Raw genomic sequence first — 17285 nt, forward strand, 5'->3', positions numbered from 1 at the left:
GCGAACGTGGAACCACTGCAACCGCGAGGACGATTCCAAACCATTCATTCTCCCGAATAACTTCAAGAGCAGGCTGGTAAAAGATGGGCGGTAAAAAATGAAAACCGTCATTTTTTACCGCCCATTTTTTACCAGGAAAAAAGACCCAAGTTACTCCCTGCACCACAATCCGCCCACGCGGCGTGCGTATCCTGTTTCCCCAAGGTGATGCCGCGGGGCATGGCACACTGAAAGAGGGGGCTGGGAATGAATGACGAGCCGGGCTCAGTGGTGGCATGCGAAAAACGGAGTTGCCGTTTTTGAGGTGGGACGCTTATCATGGCCCAACTTCATCTCATGAACGCGTCCCACCTCCTTCTGATGATCGGCTGTCTTGTCCCACTGGACTGCCCTGCCTTGGACTTTTGGTTCGTGGGCTCACTGCCGGCCAGCCATGCGGCCTACACTGGGGAGGCGCGATTTAGGCTGGCCTTGATTCCGGTGTCCGCCAATCCGCCCGTGGCGCGCCCCGAATCTCCCGGAAGTCTGCCGCTGCGCGTGGTCAACGGCAGATTTGCCGTGAAGCTGAAAACACCTGGGGGCGCAGCGCATGATTGGATGCTGAAAGCGGATTTTTCGGAAGACGGGAAGACCTTTGCCGCCCTGCCGGATCAGCGCGTGGTGCTCATCACTCTGCACCTGGACAAGGGGGTGCAGGGGCGGCTGCTAGGCCCGACGATCGTCGATCCTTGCACGGACAAGACGGTGCTGGCCATGATCCCGGGGCAAAACTACCAGATGTGCCTCCAGCGGCGGGCGGCGGGAAGCGTTTCCCATTCCAGGTCCGGCTGGTTCTCCATGGACGATGGAACCGCGCTGTTCGACGGGAAGCCGAGCGTCTTCACGGCGGCGAGTCTGACGATCCGTGAGAACGAAACGAAGTACTGGGCGATGCGGGCACCGGTTGTCCCTGTTTCCAAAGGAAAGTCAGCGTTGGGACCTGAAAAAGTATTCGCCGTCCCTCCAGCGCTCGCCATGCGGCAGGCAAGTGCGGATGAATACGGGATCGAACGCCCCTGGACGGACGCGCAGGGCAGAAAACTCATGGCGGCACTCGTAGGGACCGATGCAACGACCGTGATCGTGAGGGTGCCCACCGGTGGGTTGCAATTGATGCCCCTCAATCAACTCTCGCAGTTAGATCAGGACTACGTGCGTCAAGTGGCCCAACCTTGAGCTGGAAGCGCGAGGGAGTCGAAAGTGAAAAGCAGAAAGCAGAAAGGCTGAAAAGCTGAAATGGGAAAGCTGAAATGGGAAAGCTGAGCCGAGCACGGTGGCGACGTGCGAACCGAAGCGCAGCGAAGATAGCCAGCCGAAGGCTGCCCGAAGGGCGAACGCAGTGAGGCAAACAGGCAACGCGCAGCGTTGGGCAAAGCCCGAGATAACCGACCGGAGGGAACCGGAGCGCAGCGGAGATAGCCGAAGGCAAATAGACTGCTGAAAAGCAGCCCGAAGGGTGAGCGCAGCGAATCAACCGTGGGGCGCGAGGGAGTCAAAACTGAAAGGCTGAAAAGCTGAAATGGGAAATCTGAAATAGGAAAGCGGAAAGCGGAATGGCTGAGCAAGCATGGGCAGTTCTCAGATGGCGAAGAAGGCAAGCAGCCGGGGTTCCGACTTGGCCGGGCGGGCCTGAACGTGTCAGCCACGGCATGCCATCGGGGATGGAAACGGGTGTTTCGATGGCAATGAGTCCGAGCTGCCCGGCGCTCCATTGGGGGAAAGAGTTCGCTCCCACACCGGATATGTGGGAATCATAGGGTGGTTAAAATCAAATCGTAAATTCATGACCAAAAACAAATTAAATACAACCTTGTGAAAACATCTCCTCTGAACGCCACCCTGCGGGTGCCCTGCACCCTCAATCCAACCCCCAACGCCTTCTGGGCGGGTCTGCTCCTTCTGCTGACCTCCTGGTGCGTCGTTGTTCCGGCCTCACACGCCGCCCTGACCGTGACCAATCTGTATAACACCCATGCCGTACCCGGTTATGAGATGGTGGACGACATCGGCGGCATCGGCCACGATCTGGCCAATTCTTTCACCACGGGAGGGTCGAGCGTGCTGCTCAACAGCGTCAGTGTGGAGTTTGCCGGCGGTTTTGTCGGTATTGGCAGCGCCTTCACGGCCTATCTTTATAATGATGCGACGGGCATGCCCGGCGCTTCGCTGGTGACTTTCACCGGGAACAGCGATCCCCATAGCGGCGGCACCTTCGCCTACACCCCGTCGGCACCGACCACCTTGCTGCCCAGCACCACGTACTGGCTGGTGTTTAACGCCCAGGCCGGAGCGCCCGATGAGCAGTATCCCATCTACACCACGGCCGATGTAAGCCAGACCGGCGACCCTGGCTGGAGCATCGGTGACAGCTTTGTCTATCGGGATGTGATCAGTGGCACTCCAGGTTCTTGGATTGGCCAAAATGTCCTGGCCCCGCCGAATGCTTTGCAGTTTGAACTGGACACCACCGCTGTGCCCGAACCGTCCCGCACGCTGCTGTTTGGAAGCGGTCTGGCTTCGCTGCTCTTCGTGAGACGCCGCCGCAGCTTCCCCGCCACGCGTCTTTGAGGCTTCTGAGCCGAGAAATGGGAAAGTGGAAATTCGGATCTGATTTCCCATTTCTATTTTCCCCTTTTTGCTTTTCCCGAGCCGAACGGCGGCGCATCATTCCGTTGTTTGTTGCTCCTCCCAGCGTGCGAGGAGCCACAGCACATCGGAGAGGCGGTTGAGGAAGCGGATGATCTCTTCATTGGGCACCCCATCAGGGGTGCCTTGCAGGTCGATGACGCTGCGCTCCGCACGGCGGCAGGCGACGCGGGCGAGGTCGGCATAGGCACCGCTCATGACGCCGGCTTCGCCGGGCAGGGCCCAGCCTTGGAACTTGAGCGCCCCGCCGGCTTCGAGCTTGGCCACCCTGTCATCGAGCCAGAGCACATTTGGGGTCGAGATGCGGTCAGGATGCGTTTCGGCGTAACGTGTTTCAGCGCCGGGGGGCGTGGCGAGCTCGCCCATGAGGCCGATGAGCCAGCGCTGCACCTGCGGCACGATTTCCTTCGTCTCCGTGCGTGCGGCGGCGATGCGCAGCGGGCCGAGGGCGGCGTTCAATTCATCCACGGCACCGAGGGCGTGGACACGAGGGTGGGATTTGGCGAGGCGGCAGCCGAACAGCAGGTCGGTCTGGCCTTGGTCTCCTTTACGGGTGGCGATGGACATGGGGGGAGCGAAGGGCGAAGGGCGAAGAGCGAAGGGCGAAGGGCGAAGGGCGAGGGAGGGAGTGAATGGCGAAAGCGGACGGCGGAATACGTCCGGGATCACTCGTCGGGGAAGACGTTTTTGGGTGGTTCGTTCACCGGGATCTTCACCGGAGCTGTCACGGCGGGCGGGACGGTTGGAATGACGGTCGTTTTGCCCTTGCGATACGCGCGCATCGTCCAGCCAAACAGCAGCACCAGCAGCAGGATGGCGGCGAGACGGGCGGAACGTGAGGCGAGCATGAGACGAAGGGCTGCTTCAACCGCCTGTCTTCTGCCGGTGGCGGTCCAGCTCGCGGCTGGCGCGTTCGAGGGTGCGGCGCTCGTCGTCGGTGAGGCTGCCGATGCCGTGCAGGCCGATCTTGTCGAGGATCGGGTTCACCTCTTCTTCGATCAGGGATTCCACGGGATTGGCAGGACGGACGGGAGGCGGGGACGTGGGTTCATTTTCCAGATCGAGCAGCGGCCGCACGCGTGTGCGTGCCATCTGCGGCTTGCGCATGCGCTGGGACTGCGGGGGCTGCCACTGGCTGGCGTAGGTCATGGGTCTGCCGCCGTAGCCTAGGCTGCGCGCGTAGAACCAGCCCAGCGCGGCACCGCCGAGATGCGCGAAGTAGGCGATCTGCAAGCCCTCCGGCAGGAAGCTGAACAGCACCCCCGCCAGACCGAAGGCGAGCTGAATGAGGAACAGCGCCTTGGCCAGCGTCCACAGCCGCATGCGCACGGGAATGATGAAGTAGATGAAGGCGGTGATCTCCTCTTCCGGCATCACCACCGCCAGCGCCATCAGCAGCCCGAAGACCGAGGCCGAGGCGCCGACGAGCGGCGTGATCGTGTCGCCACGCACATAGCCGTTCACCGCCATCTCCGCCGCCGCGCCGACGATGCCGGCGAACAGGTAGATCAGCGTGAAATGGCGGCTGCCGAAGAGCTGCTGCACGCCGCGACCCGCAAAATAGAGCATGAGCATGTTCAACAGCAGGTGTCCCAGGCTGCCATGCACGAACATGTACGTGAGAAGCGTCCAGAGGTGCCCTCGGGCCAGTTCATCGATGCTCACTCCTCCCAATGGAATCGTTTCTCCATGCAGGGGGTGCCTGAGGACGCCGGTTTCAAACACATACTGCATGACGAACACCGCGATGTTGATCCCCAGGACGATCTGAAATGCCGTGAGATCCCGCAGCATCCGCGTGAGCGGACGGTGCGGGGCTTCGCGCATGTAATCGCGGTCAGACAGGGCCATGGGCGGGAATGTGCGCGCCACCGCGTCCTGTGCGAGGTTTTTTTCGCCCTTGGCGATGACAAGCGCGTATCAGTCGGTTACGCTTTCCAATCGCATGAACTCGTCCTCCGAATCCCTGCTTGCCGCCGTTTCAAAAAGCGGGGCGCACGATGCCGCCGACCTCCTCGAACAAGCCTCGGGAGAGGACGCCGCCAAGGTGCTCCAGCAATTGAACCCCATGGTCGCGCAGCAGGTGCTGGAGGAGATGGAGGAGGAGCCGCGCACCGTGGCGCTCACCTTCGCCCCCATGGACAAGGCGAAGCAGTGGATCAGCAACCGCGATCATCCCGAGGACAGCGTCGGTTGGCTCATGGAACCGCCGGTTGCCGTCTTCAAGCCTGGGGCCACCGCGCGTGACACCATCGAGGAGGTGCGCAAGCTGGCGAAGAAGGCCTTCATCACCTACGGCTACGTCACGGATGATCAGGACCGGCTGCTCGGCCTGCTGGTGATGCGCGACCTCATGCTGGCCGAGCCGGATGCGAAACTGGCGGATGTGATGGTGCAGCATCCCTTCACCCTCGATCCTGAAATGGAGCTCACCGACGCGATGAAGGTGGTGGTGAACAAGCACTACCCGGTCTATCCCGTCTGCGACAAGGAAGGCGTGCTGCTGGGCCTGGTGCGCGGGCAGACTCTGTTTGAAGCGCGTGCCATCGAGATCAGCGCCCAGGTCGGTTCGATGGTCGGGGTGAAAAATGAAGAGCGTCTGTCCACACCGCTGCTGCGCAGCCTGCGCTTCCGTCATCCATGGCTGCAGATCAATCTGCTCACCTGCTTCGTCGCTGCCGCTGTGGTCGGTGTTTTCCAAGGCACGCTCGATCGTCTGGTGCTCCTCGCCGTTTTTTTGCCGGTCCTTGCAGGACAATCCGGCAACACTGGCTGTCAGGCGCTCGCCGTGGCGTTGCGCGGCATGACTCTTGGCGATTTGAAGGCAGGAGATGAGCGCAACCTTGTCCTGAAGGAAGGATTGCTCGGTTTGCTCAACGGCATGCTCGTCGGTGTCTCCGCCGGTCTCGGCATGTATGTGTATGCGCGTATGGAGGGCAATCCCAGCCCTGGTGTGCTCGCCGTTGTCGTGTGGCTGGCGATGGTGGCAAGCTGCGTGGTCAGCGGCCTCAGCGGCGCTTTGATTCCGCTGACGCTGCGCAAGTTCGGCGCTGATCCGGCCACCGCGTCGAGCATCTTCCTCACCACCGCCACGGATGTCATCAGCATGGGCACCTTCCTCGGCCTGGCGACGCTGCTGGTGCCATGATCGTCCTGCATCGCGATGAATGGCGCTCGCGCATGCAGGCGCATCACGCACGAGTTGCCGCCCATGCGGATGCCTTTGTGGACCGCCGCAGTCGTGGTGCGAAGCATCCGGTGCATGATTTTCTCTTCACCTACTACAGCTTCGCACCGGCGAAGTTGAAGCAATGGGTGCCGCAGCATGGCGTGAGCCTTGAAATCACTGCCGCTGATCTTGAAGCATGTCCTTGGCTGCAAAGCGACCGCTTCATTCGCGAGAACGACCTGCTGCGCCTCAACGAGCACCGCTTCATGAATCGTGAGCGTGAATTCGCCGCGTGGGTCGCGATGCTTTGCACCCGCATCCTCGGCAGGGCAGGGCGCTTCACCTGCTTCGGCCTGCATGAGTGGGCCATGGTCTATCGCCAGTCCTCCCAGCAGGTGAGGCATGAGGGTTACGAGTTGCGTCTTCCAACGCAGGAGCTCGCCGCTTTTGTCGAATCACAGCCGGTTTGCTGTTCGCACTACGACGCGTTTCGCTTCTTCACGCCCGAGGCGCGACCGTTGAATTCCTTGCAGCCCACACTCGAAACGCGGCCAGATCTCGAACAAGCTGCCTGCCTGCATGCCAACATAGATTTGTACAAGTGGTCCTCCAAACTCTGGCCCTGGACTGGTTCCGATCTCATCGGTGAATGTTTCCTCCTCGCTCTGGATGGACGTGATCTCGACATGCGCGCCAGTCCGTATGATTTGAGCGCCATCGGTTACGAACCCGTGAAAATCGAAACACTCGAGGGTCGTGCCCACTATGAACGCGAACAACGCGATCTGGCCGCCAGGGCGACGGTGTTGCGCCAGAAGTTGCTCACCTGCTGCGAATCGCTGGCTGCCATCAATGCCTGACATCAATCATTCGTCGTCCCACTTCCTCGCATAGGCCGATGAATGTGCGCTCCGGCAGATTGAGCGGGCGGCCCTTCAGGGTGGAGACCACCCAGCGTCGTTTGAGCTTCGCCTTCGGCAATGGCAGAGCTATCAATTGTCCGGCCTCGATCTCGGTGCGCGCGATCCAGCGCGCGGCGATGGCGACGCCGATGCCCAGCTTCGCGAGTTCCTTCGTCGCCTCCGAACTGCCCAGCTCGATGAATGAATTCAAGCGCACGCCCTGCTTCATGAAGAAATCCTGCACCAGGGCAAAGTTCAGACTGTTGCGGCTGGCGACGATGAAGGTCTCGTTGGCGGCGTCTTTGATCTTCGGTGCCTTTTGCGCCCACGGATGCAGCGGCGAGACAAGAAACTCCAGCTCGTCATCAAAGATCGCGTGGCAGTTGAGTTTCGTGACCTCCTGCGGTCTCAAGCTCACGGTGATGTCCACCTGGTTTTTCACCAGGCGCTCGATCGTGTCCGGCGTCTCGCCGGTGATGACCTTGATCTCATACATAGGGAAGCTCTCTTTGAATTCACGGAACACTGTCGGCAGGATGAATTGCGCCGCGGCCGTGGTGCAGCCGATACGCAGCTTGCCACGCGGTGTTTGATCCAGCGTGCCGAGCACGGCACGCGCGTGGCTCATGGATTGCAGGATCGTCTCCGCATGCGGCAGCAGCTCGCGTCCGGCATGCGTGAGATGCACGCTCTTGCCCTGACGGTGGAAGAGCTGGCTGCTCAAATCGGTTTCAAGCGACTTGATCGCGTGGCTGATGGCGCTCTGCGTGAGATGCAGCTCGCGTCCTGCCTGCGTGAAGCTCCCGCTGCGTGCGAGGCAGACGAAGGCGCGGAGCTGACGGGTGTCGATGGCGTGGTCCATGAATGCAATTCATACTCGGAGTGAAAAACTTTGCGCGTTGTTTCTGAGTGAGTTTGGCATGCTGGCACTGCTGATGCTTGATGGATGGTTGTCATGTCAAAGCCAGCTTCCAGTTCCAAAGCCTCTCTCAGCGGGGTCATTCAGCCGGTGCGCATCGGGTTCATCCCGCTTGCGGACTGTGCCCCGCTGCTGGTGGCCAGGGAGCGCGAGCTGTTCCGCAAGCATGGCGTGCGCGTCGAGTTGAGTTGTGAGGTCGGATGGGCCACCATCCGGGAGAAACTGCTCTACGGCCAGGTGGATGCTGCTCATGCCATTGCCGGCCTTGCGCTGGCCATGCGCATGGGGCTGAGCACTCCGCCCTGCCGGGTGGTGGCCCCGTTCGTCTTCAATCTGCATGGCAACGCGATCACACTGAGCCGCGATCTCTGGAACCGTGGTGTGCGTGATGCCGCGAGCCTGAAAAAACTCATCCGCAGCACCACCAGCCGCCGTTTTACCTTCGGCGTCGTTTCGCGCTGCTCATCCCACAATTTCCTGCTGCGCCAGTGGCTGCGCTCCGGCGGCATCGATGTGGACAGTGATGTGCGCATTGTGGTTCTGCCTCCCACACAGGTGGTCGCCAACCTCGCCGCCGGTCTCGTGGATGGCTACTGCGTCGGCGAGCCGTGGAACTCCGTCGCTGTCGAAAAAGGCATCGGCTGGATCGCCGCCACCAGCGAGCAGCTCGCCCCCGGCCATCCCGAGAAAGTATTGCTCACGACCGAGAACTTCATCGAGGGCCACAGGGAAGAAGCCAGCGCCATCACGACGGCGCTCAAAGAAGCCTGTGTGTTTTGCGATGCCAAAGAAAACCGCGCTGAGGTGGCCCACCTACTCGCCACCAGCGGTTACTTCAATGGCAACGAGGAAATCTTGAAACGCTCGCTCGTGGGGCCGCTCGATCTCGGCACGGAGGACTCCGCCGACGTCACCAACTTCCACATCTTCCACCGTCGCGAGGCCAACGAGCCCACCAGCGAGCGTGGACGCTGGCTGCTGGATGAATTCATCGCCAACAAGTTGCTCCTGCCCGCGCAACGAGCCGAGGCCACCGAGGCCCTTCGCGCCTGCTGGACCTCAGACGCCCTCACTTTTCCCAAAGCATCCGCCGCCGCCCCCCAAACCAACAAACGCATCAAACACGCCCTCGCATGAACCCCACAACTCCAATCACCCGTCGTTCCATCCTCCGCACCGCCGGTCTCGGTGCTCTCTTCTCCGGCCTGCCGCAAGGCTGGATCGGCTCCGCCTACGCTGACGACTCCCCCGAAATGCCCGACATCAAACTCGGCATGATCGCCCTCACTGACTGCTCCAGCATCGTCGTCGCCCACGAAAAAGGTCACTTCAAAAAGTTTGGCATCAACTCCACCGTCAGCAAAGGCGCGAGCTGGGCCGCGATTCGCGATTCTCTCACCAACGGTGACATCCAGGCCACGCACATGCTCCTCGGCATGCCGATTGCCAGCACCATGGGCCTCGGTGGTGCGCCGAAGAAACCGATGATCGCCCCCTTCATCCTGAACCGCAACGGCCAGGCCATCACGCTCGCCAATTCGCTCAAAGGCAAGGTCGCAGCGGACCCTAAAGCGCTGAAACCCCTCGTTGATGCTGCCAAGGCCAGCGGCAATCCGATGACCTTCGCGATGACTTTCCCGCCGGGAACGCATGCCATGTGGATGCGCTATTACCTCGCCGCAGGTGGCATCAATCCAGGCGATGCCGCAGGTGCGGGCGCTGACGTTTCCCTTATCACCGTGCCACCTCCCCAGATGGTCGCAAACATGAAGGTCGGCAAGATGGACGGCTTCTGCGTCGGTGAGCCTTGGAACGCCAAGACCATTGCCGAAGACATCGGCTTCACTTCCATCGCCACACAAGGCATCTGGAAGGATCACCCGGAAAAAGTCTGTGCCTTCACGGAGGAATTCGCCGCCAAAAATCCCAAGACCGTCAAAGCCGTGATGAAAGCGCTGCACGAAGCCAGCGTGTGGCTCGACAAGATGGAGAATCGCGAGGAGCAGGCAAACATCGTCAGCGCCGCGACCTACATCAACTGCCCGCCGGAAACGATCCTCGGTCGTCTCATGGGCAAGTATGACATGGGTGATGGCCGCAAGATCAAAGACCCCGATTACATGATCTTCAGTGACCGCAACTGCAACTACCCGCAGGCCAAGTATGCCAAGTGGTGGCTCACGCAGCTCCGCCGCTGGGGCTTCACGGAAGGCGCTCCTGATTATGAGGGCGTGGCCAAACAGGTCATGCGCGCCGATCTCTACGAAGAAGCCATGAAGGAAATCGGCTACGCCCACGGCGGTGTCGATGAGAAACCGGAGACTCTCTTCGACGGCGTCACCTTTGATCCGAAGGCCGATCTCGAAGCCTATGCCGCGTCCTTCGCGGTCAAGACGCTCAAGGCTTAACCCCAAAACCGCATAGCCGCATCATGCACCTGATCCAACGCTTCAAACTCGATTCGATCTTCCTCCCGCTGGGAGCGATCCTGGTCACCTGCTTCTTTTGGTATGTGATCGCCGGGAAATCCATCGTCACTGAGAAAGTCGATGACTTCGGAGACAAGGTCAAAGTCACCAAACGCGAAGGCCTTTCCGCCGACCTGCCCACCCCGGCGGAGACGTGGACGGCGAGCAAGCTCTACATCACGGAGCCCTTCGCGAAGCGTGGAGAGTTGGATCAGGGCATCTTGCGGTTCACATGGATGTCCCTCGTGCTCGTCGCACAGGGATACGCCATCGCCCTCATCGTTGGGACGCCGATTGGCTTCTTCCTCGGCCTCTCGAAGCCATTCACGAAGGCCTTTGACCCGATCATCCAAGTGCTGCGGCCCGTTTCACCGCTCGCATGGCTGCCACTCGGCATGATTCTCTTCAGCGGGGTCAAGATCGTCAATGGTGAGGGTCGCACCACCTTCGGTGCCTCGGATGCCGCCGCGCTCTTCACCATAGCCATCTGTGCCATGTGGCCCACCGTCATGAACACCGCGGTCGGTGTCCGCGCCGTGCCGGTGGACTACCTGAATGTGGCCAAAGTGCTCAAGCTCTCGAAGAGCAAAACGCTCTGGAAGGTGCTCGTGCCCGCCACGCTGCCCTACATGTTCACCGGCTTCCGCCTCAGCCTGGGCATTGCCTGGCTCGTCATTGTGGCGGTGGAAATGCTCACCGGCATGCCCGGCGTGGGAGGCTTCCTCTGGCAGCAATACAACGCCAACAGTTACGCCCACATCATTCTCTGCATCCTCACCATCGGCGTCATCGGCTACGTGCTCGACCGCCTGATGAGTGTCGTCGAATCGCGGTTCAAGACCGCTTAACCCCAACTCTGATCGAGATATGCCGCTTATCGAAATCAAAGGAGCCTCCAAAGGATTTGGACTGCCGGGCAATCGTTCCGAGGTGCTCAAAAACATCAATCTCAGCCTGACTGAAGGCGAGTTCGTCGTCATCGTCGGTTATTCTGGCTCCGGGAAGTCCACGTTGATCAACCTGATCTCCGGCTTGGTCAAGCCTGACACTGGCGAAGCTCTCATCGAAGGCAAAAAGATCACTGAACCCGGTCCAGATCGCGGTTTGGTCTTCCAAAACTACTCGTTGCTGCCCTGGCTCACGGTGGAGGAAAACATTGCGCTAGCCGTCGATGAAGTCTTCAGAGACTGGACCAAGGAGCAGCGCAAAGAGCATGTACAAAAGTACATCGACATGGTCAAGCTCACTGCGGCGGCGCACAAACTGCCGAAAGAACTCTCGGGCGGCATGCGGCAGCGCGTTTCCTTGGCCCGAACTCTGGCCATGACACCGAAGGTGCTGCTGCTCGATGAGCCTCTGAGCGCGCTCGACGCCCTCACCCGCGCCACTTTGCAGGACGAGATCAGTGACATCTGGCGTGAAAATCTCACCACCGTGCTGTGGATCACGAATGATCCTGATGAGGCGCTGTTGCTCGCGGATCGTGTCATTCCGCTGCTGCCCACATCTCCGGCCACGCTCGGTGAACCCATTGTGGTGGATCTGGAGCGGCCACGCGACCGCAAGACTCTCAATCACGACCCCAAGTTCAAGAAACTTCGAACTCAACTCATCACCACGCTGCTGGACGCCAAAGGTCGCACGAAGTCGAAGACCAGCGTGAAGCTCACCATGCCCGACATCCTGCCCGAAGACCTTACTTACGTGAACTCGCTGCAGTTCCTCAATCGCAGCGGACCGAAACGCCGTTCTGACAACAAGCGCGAAGAAGTGGAGGTGGCCGCATGAGTGCGCATCTCCCCATGCTCGAACTGGACCGTCTGTGGAAGACGTATGCCACACCGAAAGGTCCGGCGACGATCGTCAAAAACTTCAACCTCAAGCTCAAGGAGGGCGAGTTCACCACGCTCATCGGTCACAGCGGCTGCGGCAAGAGCACTGTGCTCATGATGGTCGCCGGCCTCAGTGATCTGAGCCAAGGCAACATGATCCTCGGCGGCCGTGAGGCCACCGGCCCCGGACCCGACCGTGGCATCGTGTTTCAATCCCCATGCCTCCTGCCGTGGATGACCGCGTTTGAAAACGTCATGCTAGGCGTAAACCAGGTCTATTTCACCGCCAGCAAGGCCGAGCGCCGCCAGATGGCCGAGTATTATCTCACCATCGTCGGCCTAGGCGAGGCGATGCACAAATACCCCGGCGAACTCTCGCAGGGCATGCGCCAGCGTGTCGGCATCGCCCGCGCCTTCGTGCTCCAGCCGAAAATGCTGCTGCTCGACGAGCCCTTTGGCATGCTGGACTCGCTCACACGTTATGAATTACAGGAGGTCCTGCTCGAACTCTGGCGTCGTAACCGCATCACCACGCTCATGGTCACGCATGACGTCGATGAGGCCATCTTCCTCTCCGACCGCGTGGTGATGATGACCGACGGCCCCGAGGCCGAGGTGGGCGACATCTTGCAGATCCCTTTCGAGCGTCCGCGCAACCGCAAGCAGATCATGGAAGACCCGCGCTACTACGAGCTGCGCGAGCATCTCATCACCTTTCTCAACGACCGCTCGCACATCCGTCCGAGCCGTGAGCCGCAATTCAAGCCTTCGCCGGACATGGCGGCCGAAATGGCCGCTCATCCCTTTCCCCTCCCTGCAGCCGCCGCATAGCCGAAAAACAACACACCCACATAATAACCCATCATATGAAAAGGCTCATCCCGATCCTGCTGGCGACGTCCTCGCTAGCTCTCGCTCAAACCCCCGCGGCCAAACCCGCCGCGTCACCACCACCGGCTCCTGCCTATGGTCCGGCTCCCGCCGTTCCCACCTATACGCCGATCAAGTTCGGCAAACTCACCGTCGATGTTCAGGAGAAGATGCGTTTTGAGATCCGTGACAACAACTTTGACTTCGACAGCGCCATCAACGGCCCGCAGGATGCCTCCTGGCTGCTCCAGCGCTTTCGCCTTGGTCTTGGCTACGATGTGAATCCTTGGCTGAAGTTCTACATTCAAGGCCAGGACGTGCGTGAGCTCGGCGGCAGCCGCCCAAACAACATCGGCACCTTCGCTGCGGAAGGCGACGATGTGTTCGACATCCTCAAAGCCTATGTGCAGTTGGGGAACCCCAAAAAAGGTCTCAGTGCCACCATTGGGCGCCAGTTCCTCAACTACGGCGACCAACGCCTCGTGGGTCCGCTCGAGTGGCTCAATCAAGCGCGCACCTTTGATGCCGTGAAGTTTCGCTATACGACGCAGAAGTACGCGCTCGACTTCTTCGTGTCCTCGCCGGTGGCCTTCAGCGATTACATGTGGAACCAGTCCGGCTTCCTCGACAACGACGAGTCGCTCAATACCTATTTCAGCGGCCTCTACTTCTCGACGGGGTTCATCCCGATCAACACCACCACCGACTTCTACGTCTTCCACAAGCGTGACGACGGTGACGCCACCTTCGGCCCTCGTCGTGGCAAAACGGACTTCCTGACCTTCGGCACCCTTTGGAAAGGCGATCCGAAAAAGCTCGGCGGTTTCGATTATGAAACTGAAATGGCCTTCCAGACTGGCGAAGTCTCCGGCCGCAATCTCAGCGCCTACGCCGGTCACTGGGGTGTGGGTTACAACTGGCTGAAGAACTCGTGGAAGCCACGTCTCGGCATCCAGTATAACTACGGTTCAGGCGACGGTGACCCGAATGATGGTGACATCGGCACGTTTCAAAACCTGTATCCCACCAACCACATGTTCTACGGTTACATGGACACCACGGCGTGGATGAACATGCACAACCCGCAGATCAACCTCAGCTTCACGCCAACGGCCAAGCTGAAGGTCATGCTGGACTACCATCTCTATTGGATGGCGAACACGGCGGACGCCTGGTATCGGGTGAATGGCGCCACCCGCGTGCGGCCGGTCAATGGTGCCTCAACCTCGGCCAGCAGCTTCCGTGGCCAGGAGATCGATCTCACCGCCATCTACAAGCTCAATTCGCATGTGGCGCTCCAGACCGGTTACAGCGTGTTTCTTCCTGGCGACTATCTCTCTGACACGGGCCCGCACAGCACCGCCCACTTCGGTTACTTCCAGGTTCAGATCGACTTCTGATCTGCCTCCCCTTTTGCCCGCATGCCAGGGTGATGACACCCGGCATGCGGGTCAAAATGGATGAGAACCATTCATCAATATCATAAAAAAGATTCAAGACGCTATTTGATGCCGGGGCCAAAGTTGGCACGCCTGCGGCTTATGAGATGGGAGCAACCAACCAAGCTCCCTGATGAAATTCTCCGACCTTAAAACCTCCGGCCACTGGCCCACACTGCTCACAGCTTTCCTCTATTTTGATGTCAGCTTCATGGTCTGGACCATCCTCGGCGCGCTCGGTGCGCAGATCGGCAGCACGCTGCATCTCACCCCTGAACAAAAAGGTCTCATGGTTGCCATCCCTTATCTCTCCGGTGCTTTCATCCGCATCCTGCTTGGCATGCTGGTGGACCGCATCGGCGCGAAGAACACCGGCATCATCGCCCAGCTCATCGTCATCGCGGGCATGACCACCGCCTGGCTCACCGGGTTGCATCAGTTCTCCCACACGCTCATGCTCGGCCTCGTGCTTGGTGTGGCGGGTGCCAGTTTCGCCGTGGCGCTGCCGCAGGCCGGCCGCTGGTATCCGCCGAACATGCAGGGCCTCGTCCTTGGCCTCGCTGGAGCCGGGAACGTCGGTGTCGTCATTGATGCGATCCTCGCGCCGCGACTCGCTGCCGCGTATGGCTGGAATGCCGTGTTCGGCCTTGCGCTCATCCCGTTGCTGCTCGTGCTCGTCGTCTATATGATTTTCTCCAAAGAGGCGGTCGTGAAGGTGAAAAAGAAGACGCCGAAGGACTATGTGAACCTGCTGAAGGAAAAAGACGCGCACTGGTTCTGCTTTTTCTACACCATCAGCTTCGGCGGCTTCTCCGGCCTGGCCGCCTCCCTCATCATTTACTTCACCTCGGAGTTTCAGCTTTCTGCGGTTGATGCGGGCTCGTGGGCGGCTCTTTGCACGCTGGTCGGCGCGCTCGGCAGGCCGGTGGGCGGCGCGCTGGCGGACCGCCTTGGCGGCATTCGTGCGCTGCATGTCTTCTTCATCGTCGCCGCGCTTTCACTCGTGCTTGCTGCATATGCCGGATCGCTGGCGTTGTGTGCAGTGGGCTTCTTCCTCGCCTCCGGGGCGTTCGGCATGGCCAATGGCTCGGTCTTCCAGCTCCTGCCACAACGTTTTGCCAAGGACATCGGTGTCATGACCGGTCTGGTCGGCTGCGGCGGTGGTCTTGGTGGCTTTTTACTCGCCAGCTCGCTTGGTTATTCCAAGGGCCTTACCGGCACCTATCATGTGGGCCTGCTCGCCTTCGCCGCTCTCTGCATCCTCGCCCTCATCGGCCTCAATCTCGTCAAACTGCGCTGGCGCACGACTTGGGGTGCTATGGCTGAAGCCCGCATCTGATTCAAAGCACGTTTATAGCGATGAAAATTCTCACCACCAGCTACGGCATGGCCAGCGAAGAGGGAACTCCCTCCTCGGACGCCTTCGACGTGCGGTCGTGGAATCAAACGGTCATTGCGGTGCTCAGCGATGGCGCGGGCAGCGGCGAACCTGCGCGCGAAGCCGCCCAGCGTGCTGTCGGATCGCTCATCGAGCATTACAGCGCCCGCCCGCGCGCATGGTCGCCACAGCAGGCGCTCAGCACCTTTGCCCGCGTGCTCAACCGCACGCTGTATCAGGAATCGCAGGTGCGTTACGAGCGCACCGAGATGGTTGCCACGCTCGCCGCCGTGGTCATCGAGGGCGACACCCTCCATGGCATCAATCTGGGTGACTCCACCGTCTGTCTCTGGCGCGATGGCACTCTGCGCACGCTTTCCACCGCGCATGTCGAAACGGAACGTTCCCACATCCTCACGCGTGCCCTGGGCATGAGTGAGGACGTCGAGCCGTTTTGCTTCACCACCACCCTGCAAGATGGGGATGTCGCCATGCTTTGCTCCGACGGCGTCTCCAATCACATTTCCGACGACGATCTCACCGCGGCCCTCGCCCTTCGCAGTTCCGCGCGCAGCATCGTGCTGGCCGCCCGCCAGAAGGCGAAGGCGGAAACGCTCGACGACATGAGCGCCCTCGTGCTCGACATTCATCAAACCGGCCGACTTCACGCCATGAATGCCCGCACCCTCACCATTCCCGCCGCTTTGAACAAAGGGGATCAAATCGACGGCTACGAACTGCTGCGCTCATTTCATGGCACCAGCCGCGTTTGGCTGGCCGAGAAAGACGGCCAGCGTGTCGTCATCAAATTTGCCCCGGTCGAGGCCATCGACAGCCCGCAGCACCTCGAAGCCTTCACGCACGAGACCTGGAACGCCACCCGCGCGCAGTCCGCGCACTTCGTTCGCGCTTATGAGCCTGCCGGACAGACCATGCGCTACTACGTCATGGAGTTTGCCGATGCGCCCAGCCTGCAGGCCGTGCTGCGCGAACGCATGCTCTCCGTGGACTCCGCCATCGCCCTTGGCAAATTTCTCGGCGATGCCACGCAGACACTGCTGCGCCTCGATCTCGTTCATGGCGACATCAAGCCGGAAAACATCCTCTGCATCGGCGACTACACGAGTCTGAGCTTCAAGCTTGTCGATCTCGGCAGTGCCGCCGCCATCTTCTCCGTTTCCTCACGCGCAGGCACGGCCAGCTATCTCGCGCCGGAGCGTTTTCACAGCGCGCCCATCAGCGAGCGCACCGAGATCTTCGCCATTGGCGTCACGCTGTATCAGTCGCTCACCGGCAAGCTGCCCTACGGCCAGATCGAGCGCTTCCAGACACCTGTTTTTCATCCCGCGAAGCGCCTTTCCAAGATCAATCCAAACATCCCTTCCTGGCTGGAGGCCGTCATTCATCGTGCCATCGCCATCAAGCCGGAGCGCCGCTACCAGCACTGCTCCGAGCTGGCCCACGATCTCGCGCATCCCGACCGCGTGCAGCCTTTCTTTGAAGCAGACACCCCGCTGCTGGAGCGCAACCCGCTCGCCTTCTACAAGACCGGCTTCTTCACTTTTCTGATCACCACGCTCTGGCTGGTATTCAAGCTGCTCAGTCAGAAGTGAACCTTATTTC

Annotated in this window: 17 protein-coding genes; 12 read left to right on the forward strand and 5 right to left on the reverse strand. The window is 60.4% G+C overall.

Going from position 1 to position 17285, the window contains the following annotated elements; all coding sequences use genetic code 11:
- On the reverse strand, positions 1-277 hold a 277-nt coding region (locus U1A53_RS07980), incomplete at its 3' end, for a hypothetical protein (RefSeq protein ID WP_322280125.1).
- Positions 278-336: 59 nt separating this feature from the next.
- On the opposite strand from U1A53_RS07980, the gene U1A53_RS07985 reads away from it, so the two are divergent.
- Both U1A53_RS07985 and U1A53_RS07990 read left to right on the forward strand, forming a co-directional pair.
- Positions 337-1215, forward strand: coding sequence for a hypothetical protein (locus U1A53_RS07985; RefSeq protein ID WP_322280126.1), 879 nt, complete (start codon positions 337-339; stop codon positions 1213-1215).
- Positions 1216-1851: 636 nt separating this feature from the next.
- Positions 1852-2607, forward strand: a complete 756-nt coding sequence (locus U1A53_RS07990; protein WP_322280127.1) for a choice-of-anchor R domain-containing protein — start codon at positions 1852-1854, stop codon at positions 2605-2607.
- A gap of 96 nt (positions 2608-2703) precedes the next feature.
- Here the strand turns inward: U1A53_RS07990 and U1A53_RS07995 are convergent, their stop codons facing one another.
- The 3 genes from U1A53_RS07995 to U1A53_RS08005 form a co-directional block, all read right to left on the reverse strand.
- The gene (locus U1A53_RS07995; protein WP_322280128.1) at positions 2704-3252 is read right to left on the reverse strand and encodes a cob(I)yrinic acid a,c-diamide adenosyltransferase; all 549 of its coding nucleotides are present in this window, start codon (positions 3250-3252) and stop codon (positions 2704-2706) included.
- 98 nt (positions 3253-3350) lie between these two features.
- The gene (locus tag U1A53_RS08000) at positions 3351-3533 is read right to left on the reverse strand and encodes a hypothetical protein (protein ID WP_322280129.1); all 183 of its coding nucleotides are present in this window, start codon (positions 3531-3533) and stop codon (positions 3351-3353) included.
- Positions 3534-3549: 16 nt separating this feature from the next.
- On the reverse strand, positions 3550-4536 hold the full coding sequence (locus U1A53_RS08005) for a rhomboid family intramembrane serine protease (protein WP_322280130.1): 987 nt from the start codon (positions 4534-4536) through the stop codon (positions 3550-3552).
- A 94-nt stretch (positions 4537-4630) separates the two neighbouring features.
- On the opposite strand from U1A53_RS08005, the gene U1A53_RS08010 reads away from it, so the two are divergent.
- Both U1A53_RS08010 and U1A53_RS08015 read left to right on the forward strand, forming a co-directional pair.
- Complete coding sequence (locus tag U1A53_RS08010) at positions 4631-5833, forward strand: magnesium transporter (protein ID WP_322280131.1); 1203 nt, start codon at positions 4631-4633, stop codon at positions 5831-5833.
- On the forward strand, positions 5830-6714 hold the full coding sequence (locus U1A53_RS08015) for a hypothetical protein (RefSeq protein WP_322280132.1): 885 nt from the start codon (positions 5830-5832) through the stop codon (positions 6712-6714). The genes U1A53_RS08010 and U1A53_RS08015 overlap by 4 nt, the downstream gene beginning before the upstream one ends.
- Here U1A53_RS08015 and U1A53_RS08020 read toward each other — a convergent pair.
- Positions 6704-7618 (reverse strand): LysR family transcriptional regulator, encoded by a 915-nt coding sequence (locus U1A53_RS08020; protein ID WP_322280133.1) that lies wholly within the window; start codon positions 7616-7618, stop codon positions 6704-6706. The genes U1A53_RS08015 and U1A53_RS08020 overlap by 11 nt on opposite strands.
- 93 nt (positions 7619-7711) lie before the next feature.
- Between U1A53_RS08020 and U1A53_RS08025 the strand changes: the two genes are divergently transcribed.
- The 8 genes from U1A53_RS08025 (at position 7712) to U1A53_RS08060 (ending at position 17275) form a co-directional block, all read left to right on the forward strand.
- A complete protein-coding gene (locus tag U1A53_RS08025) occupies positions 7712-8812 on the forward strand; it encodes a CmpA/NrtA family ABC transporter substrate-binding protein (RefSeq protein WP_322280134.1) in 1101 nt (366 codons plus the stop codon).
- Positions 8809-10083 carry a CmpA/NrtA family ABC transporter substrate-binding protein gene (locus tag U1A53_RS08030; RefSeq protein WP_322280135.1) on the forward strand — a complete coding sequence of 425 codons (1275 nt, stop codon included), beginning with the start codon at positions 8809-8811 and terminating at the stop codon, positions 10081-10083. The genes U1A53_RS08025 and U1A53_RS08030 overlap by 4 nt, the downstream gene beginning before the upstream one ends.
- A gap of 23 nt (positions 10084-10106) precedes the next feature.
- Positions 10107-10991, forward strand: a complete 885-nt coding sequence (locus U1A53_RS08035) for an ABC transporter permease subunit (RefSeq protein WP_322280136.1) — start codon at positions 10107-10109, stop codon at positions 10989-10991.
- A gap of 19 nt (positions 10992-11010) precedes the next feature.
- Positions 11011-11931: an ABC transporter ATP-binding protein gene (locus tag U1A53_RS08040; RefSeq protein ID WP_322280137.1), complete on the forward strand. Its 921-nt coding sequence runs from the start codon at positions 11011-11013 to the stop codon at positions 11929-11931.
- Positions 11928-12806: an ABC transporter ATP-binding protein gene (locus tag U1A53_RS08045; protein WP_322280138.1), complete on the forward strand. Its 879-nt coding sequence runs from the start codon at positions 11928-11930 to the stop codon at positions 12804-12806. The genes U1A53_RS08040 and U1A53_RS08045 overlap by 4 nt, the downstream gene beginning before the upstream one ends.
- Positions 12807-12841: 35 nt before the next feature.
- Positions 12842-14245, forward strand: a complete 1404-nt coding sequence (locus tag U1A53_RS08050) for an alginate export family protein (protein ID WP_322280139.1) — start codon at positions 12842-12844, stop codon at positions 14243-14245.
- 172 nt (positions 14246-14417) lie between these two features.
- The gene (locus U1A53_RS08055) at positions 14418-15623 is read left to right on the forward strand and encodes an MFS transporter (protein WP_322280140.1); all 1206 of its coding nucleotides are present in this window, start codon (positions 14418-14420) and stop codon (positions 15621-15623) included.
- A gap of 20 nt (positions 15624-15643) precedes the next feature.
- Entirely contained in the window at positions 15644-17275 is a 1632-nt protein-coding gene (locus U1A53_RS08060) for a protein phosphatase 2C domain-containing protein (protein WP_322280141.1), read from the forward strand.
- Positions 17276-17285 lie beyond the last annotated feature (10 nt).

It is taken from the genome of Prosthecobacter sp., from assembly GCF_034366625.1.
Lineage (GTDB): Bacteria > Verrucomicrobiota > Verrucomicrobiia > Verrucomicrobiales > Verrucomicrobiaceae > Prosthecobacter.

Excerpts from the sequence above, each read along its gene's own strand:
- U1A53_RS07985 (WP_322280126.1), top strand. The coding sequence starts at position 337 with ATGAACGCGTCCCACCTCCTTCTGATGATCGGCTGTCTTGTCCCACTG.
- U1A53_RS07995 (WP_322280128.1), bottom strand. The coding sequence starts at position 3,252 with ATGTCCATCGCCACCCGTAAAGGAGACCAAGGCCAGACCGACCTGCTG.
- U1A53_RS08000 (WP_322280129.1), bottom strand. The coding sequence starts at position 3,533 with ATGCTCGCCTCACGTTCCGCCCGTCTCGCCGCCATCCTGCTGCTGGTG.
- U1A53_RS08005 (WP_322280130.1), bottom strand. The coding sequence starts at position 4,536 with ATGGCCCTGTCTGACCGCGATTACATGCGCGAAGCCCCGCACCGTCCG.
- U1A53_RS08010 (WP_322280131.1), top strand. The coding sequence starts at position 4,631 with ATGAACTCGTCCTCCGAATCCCTGCTTGCCGCCGTTTCAAAAAGCGGG.
- U1A53_RS08015 (WP_322280132.1), top strand. The coding sequence starts at position 5,830 with ATGATCGTCCTGCATCGCGATGAATGGCGCTCGCGCATGCAGGCGCAT.
- U1A53_RS08020 (WP_322280133.1), bottom strand. The coding sequence starts at position 7,618 with ATGGACCACGCCATCGACACCCGTCAGCTCCGCGCCTTCGTCTGCCTC.
- U1A53_RS08025 (WP_322280134.1), top strand. The coding sequence starts at position 7,712 with ATGTCAAAGCCAGCTTCCAGTTCCAAAGCCTCTCTCAGCGGGGTCATT.
- U1A53_RS08030 (WP_322280135.1), top strand. The coding sequence starts at position 8,809 with ATGAACCCCACAACTCCAATCACCCGTCGTTCCATCCTCCGCACCGCC.
- U1A53_RS08035 (WP_322280136.1), top strand. The coding sequence starts at position 10,107 with ATGCACCTGATCCAACGCTTCAAACTCGATTCGATCTTCCTCCCGCTG.
- U1A53_RS08040 (WP_322280137.1), top strand. The coding sequence starts at position 11,011 with ATGCCGCTTATCGAAATCAAAGGAGCCTCCAAAGGATTTGGACTGCCG.
- U1A53_RS08045 (WP_322280138.1), top strand. The coding sequence starts at position 11,928 with ATGAGTGCGCATCTCCCCATGCTCGAACTGGACCGTCTGTGGAAGACG.
- U1A53_RS08050 (WP_322280139.1), top strand. The coding sequence starts at position 12,842 with ATGAAAAGGCTCATCCCGATCCTGCTGGCGACGTCCTCGCTAGCTCTC.
- U1A53_RS08055 (WP_322280140.1), top strand. The coding sequence starts at position 14,418 with ATGAAATTCTCCGACCTTAAAACCTCCGGCCACTGGCCCACACTGCTC.
- U1A53_RS08060 (WP_322280141.1), top strand. The coding sequence starts at position 15,644 with ATGAAAATTCTCACCACCAGCTACGGCATGGCCAGCGAAGAGGGAACT.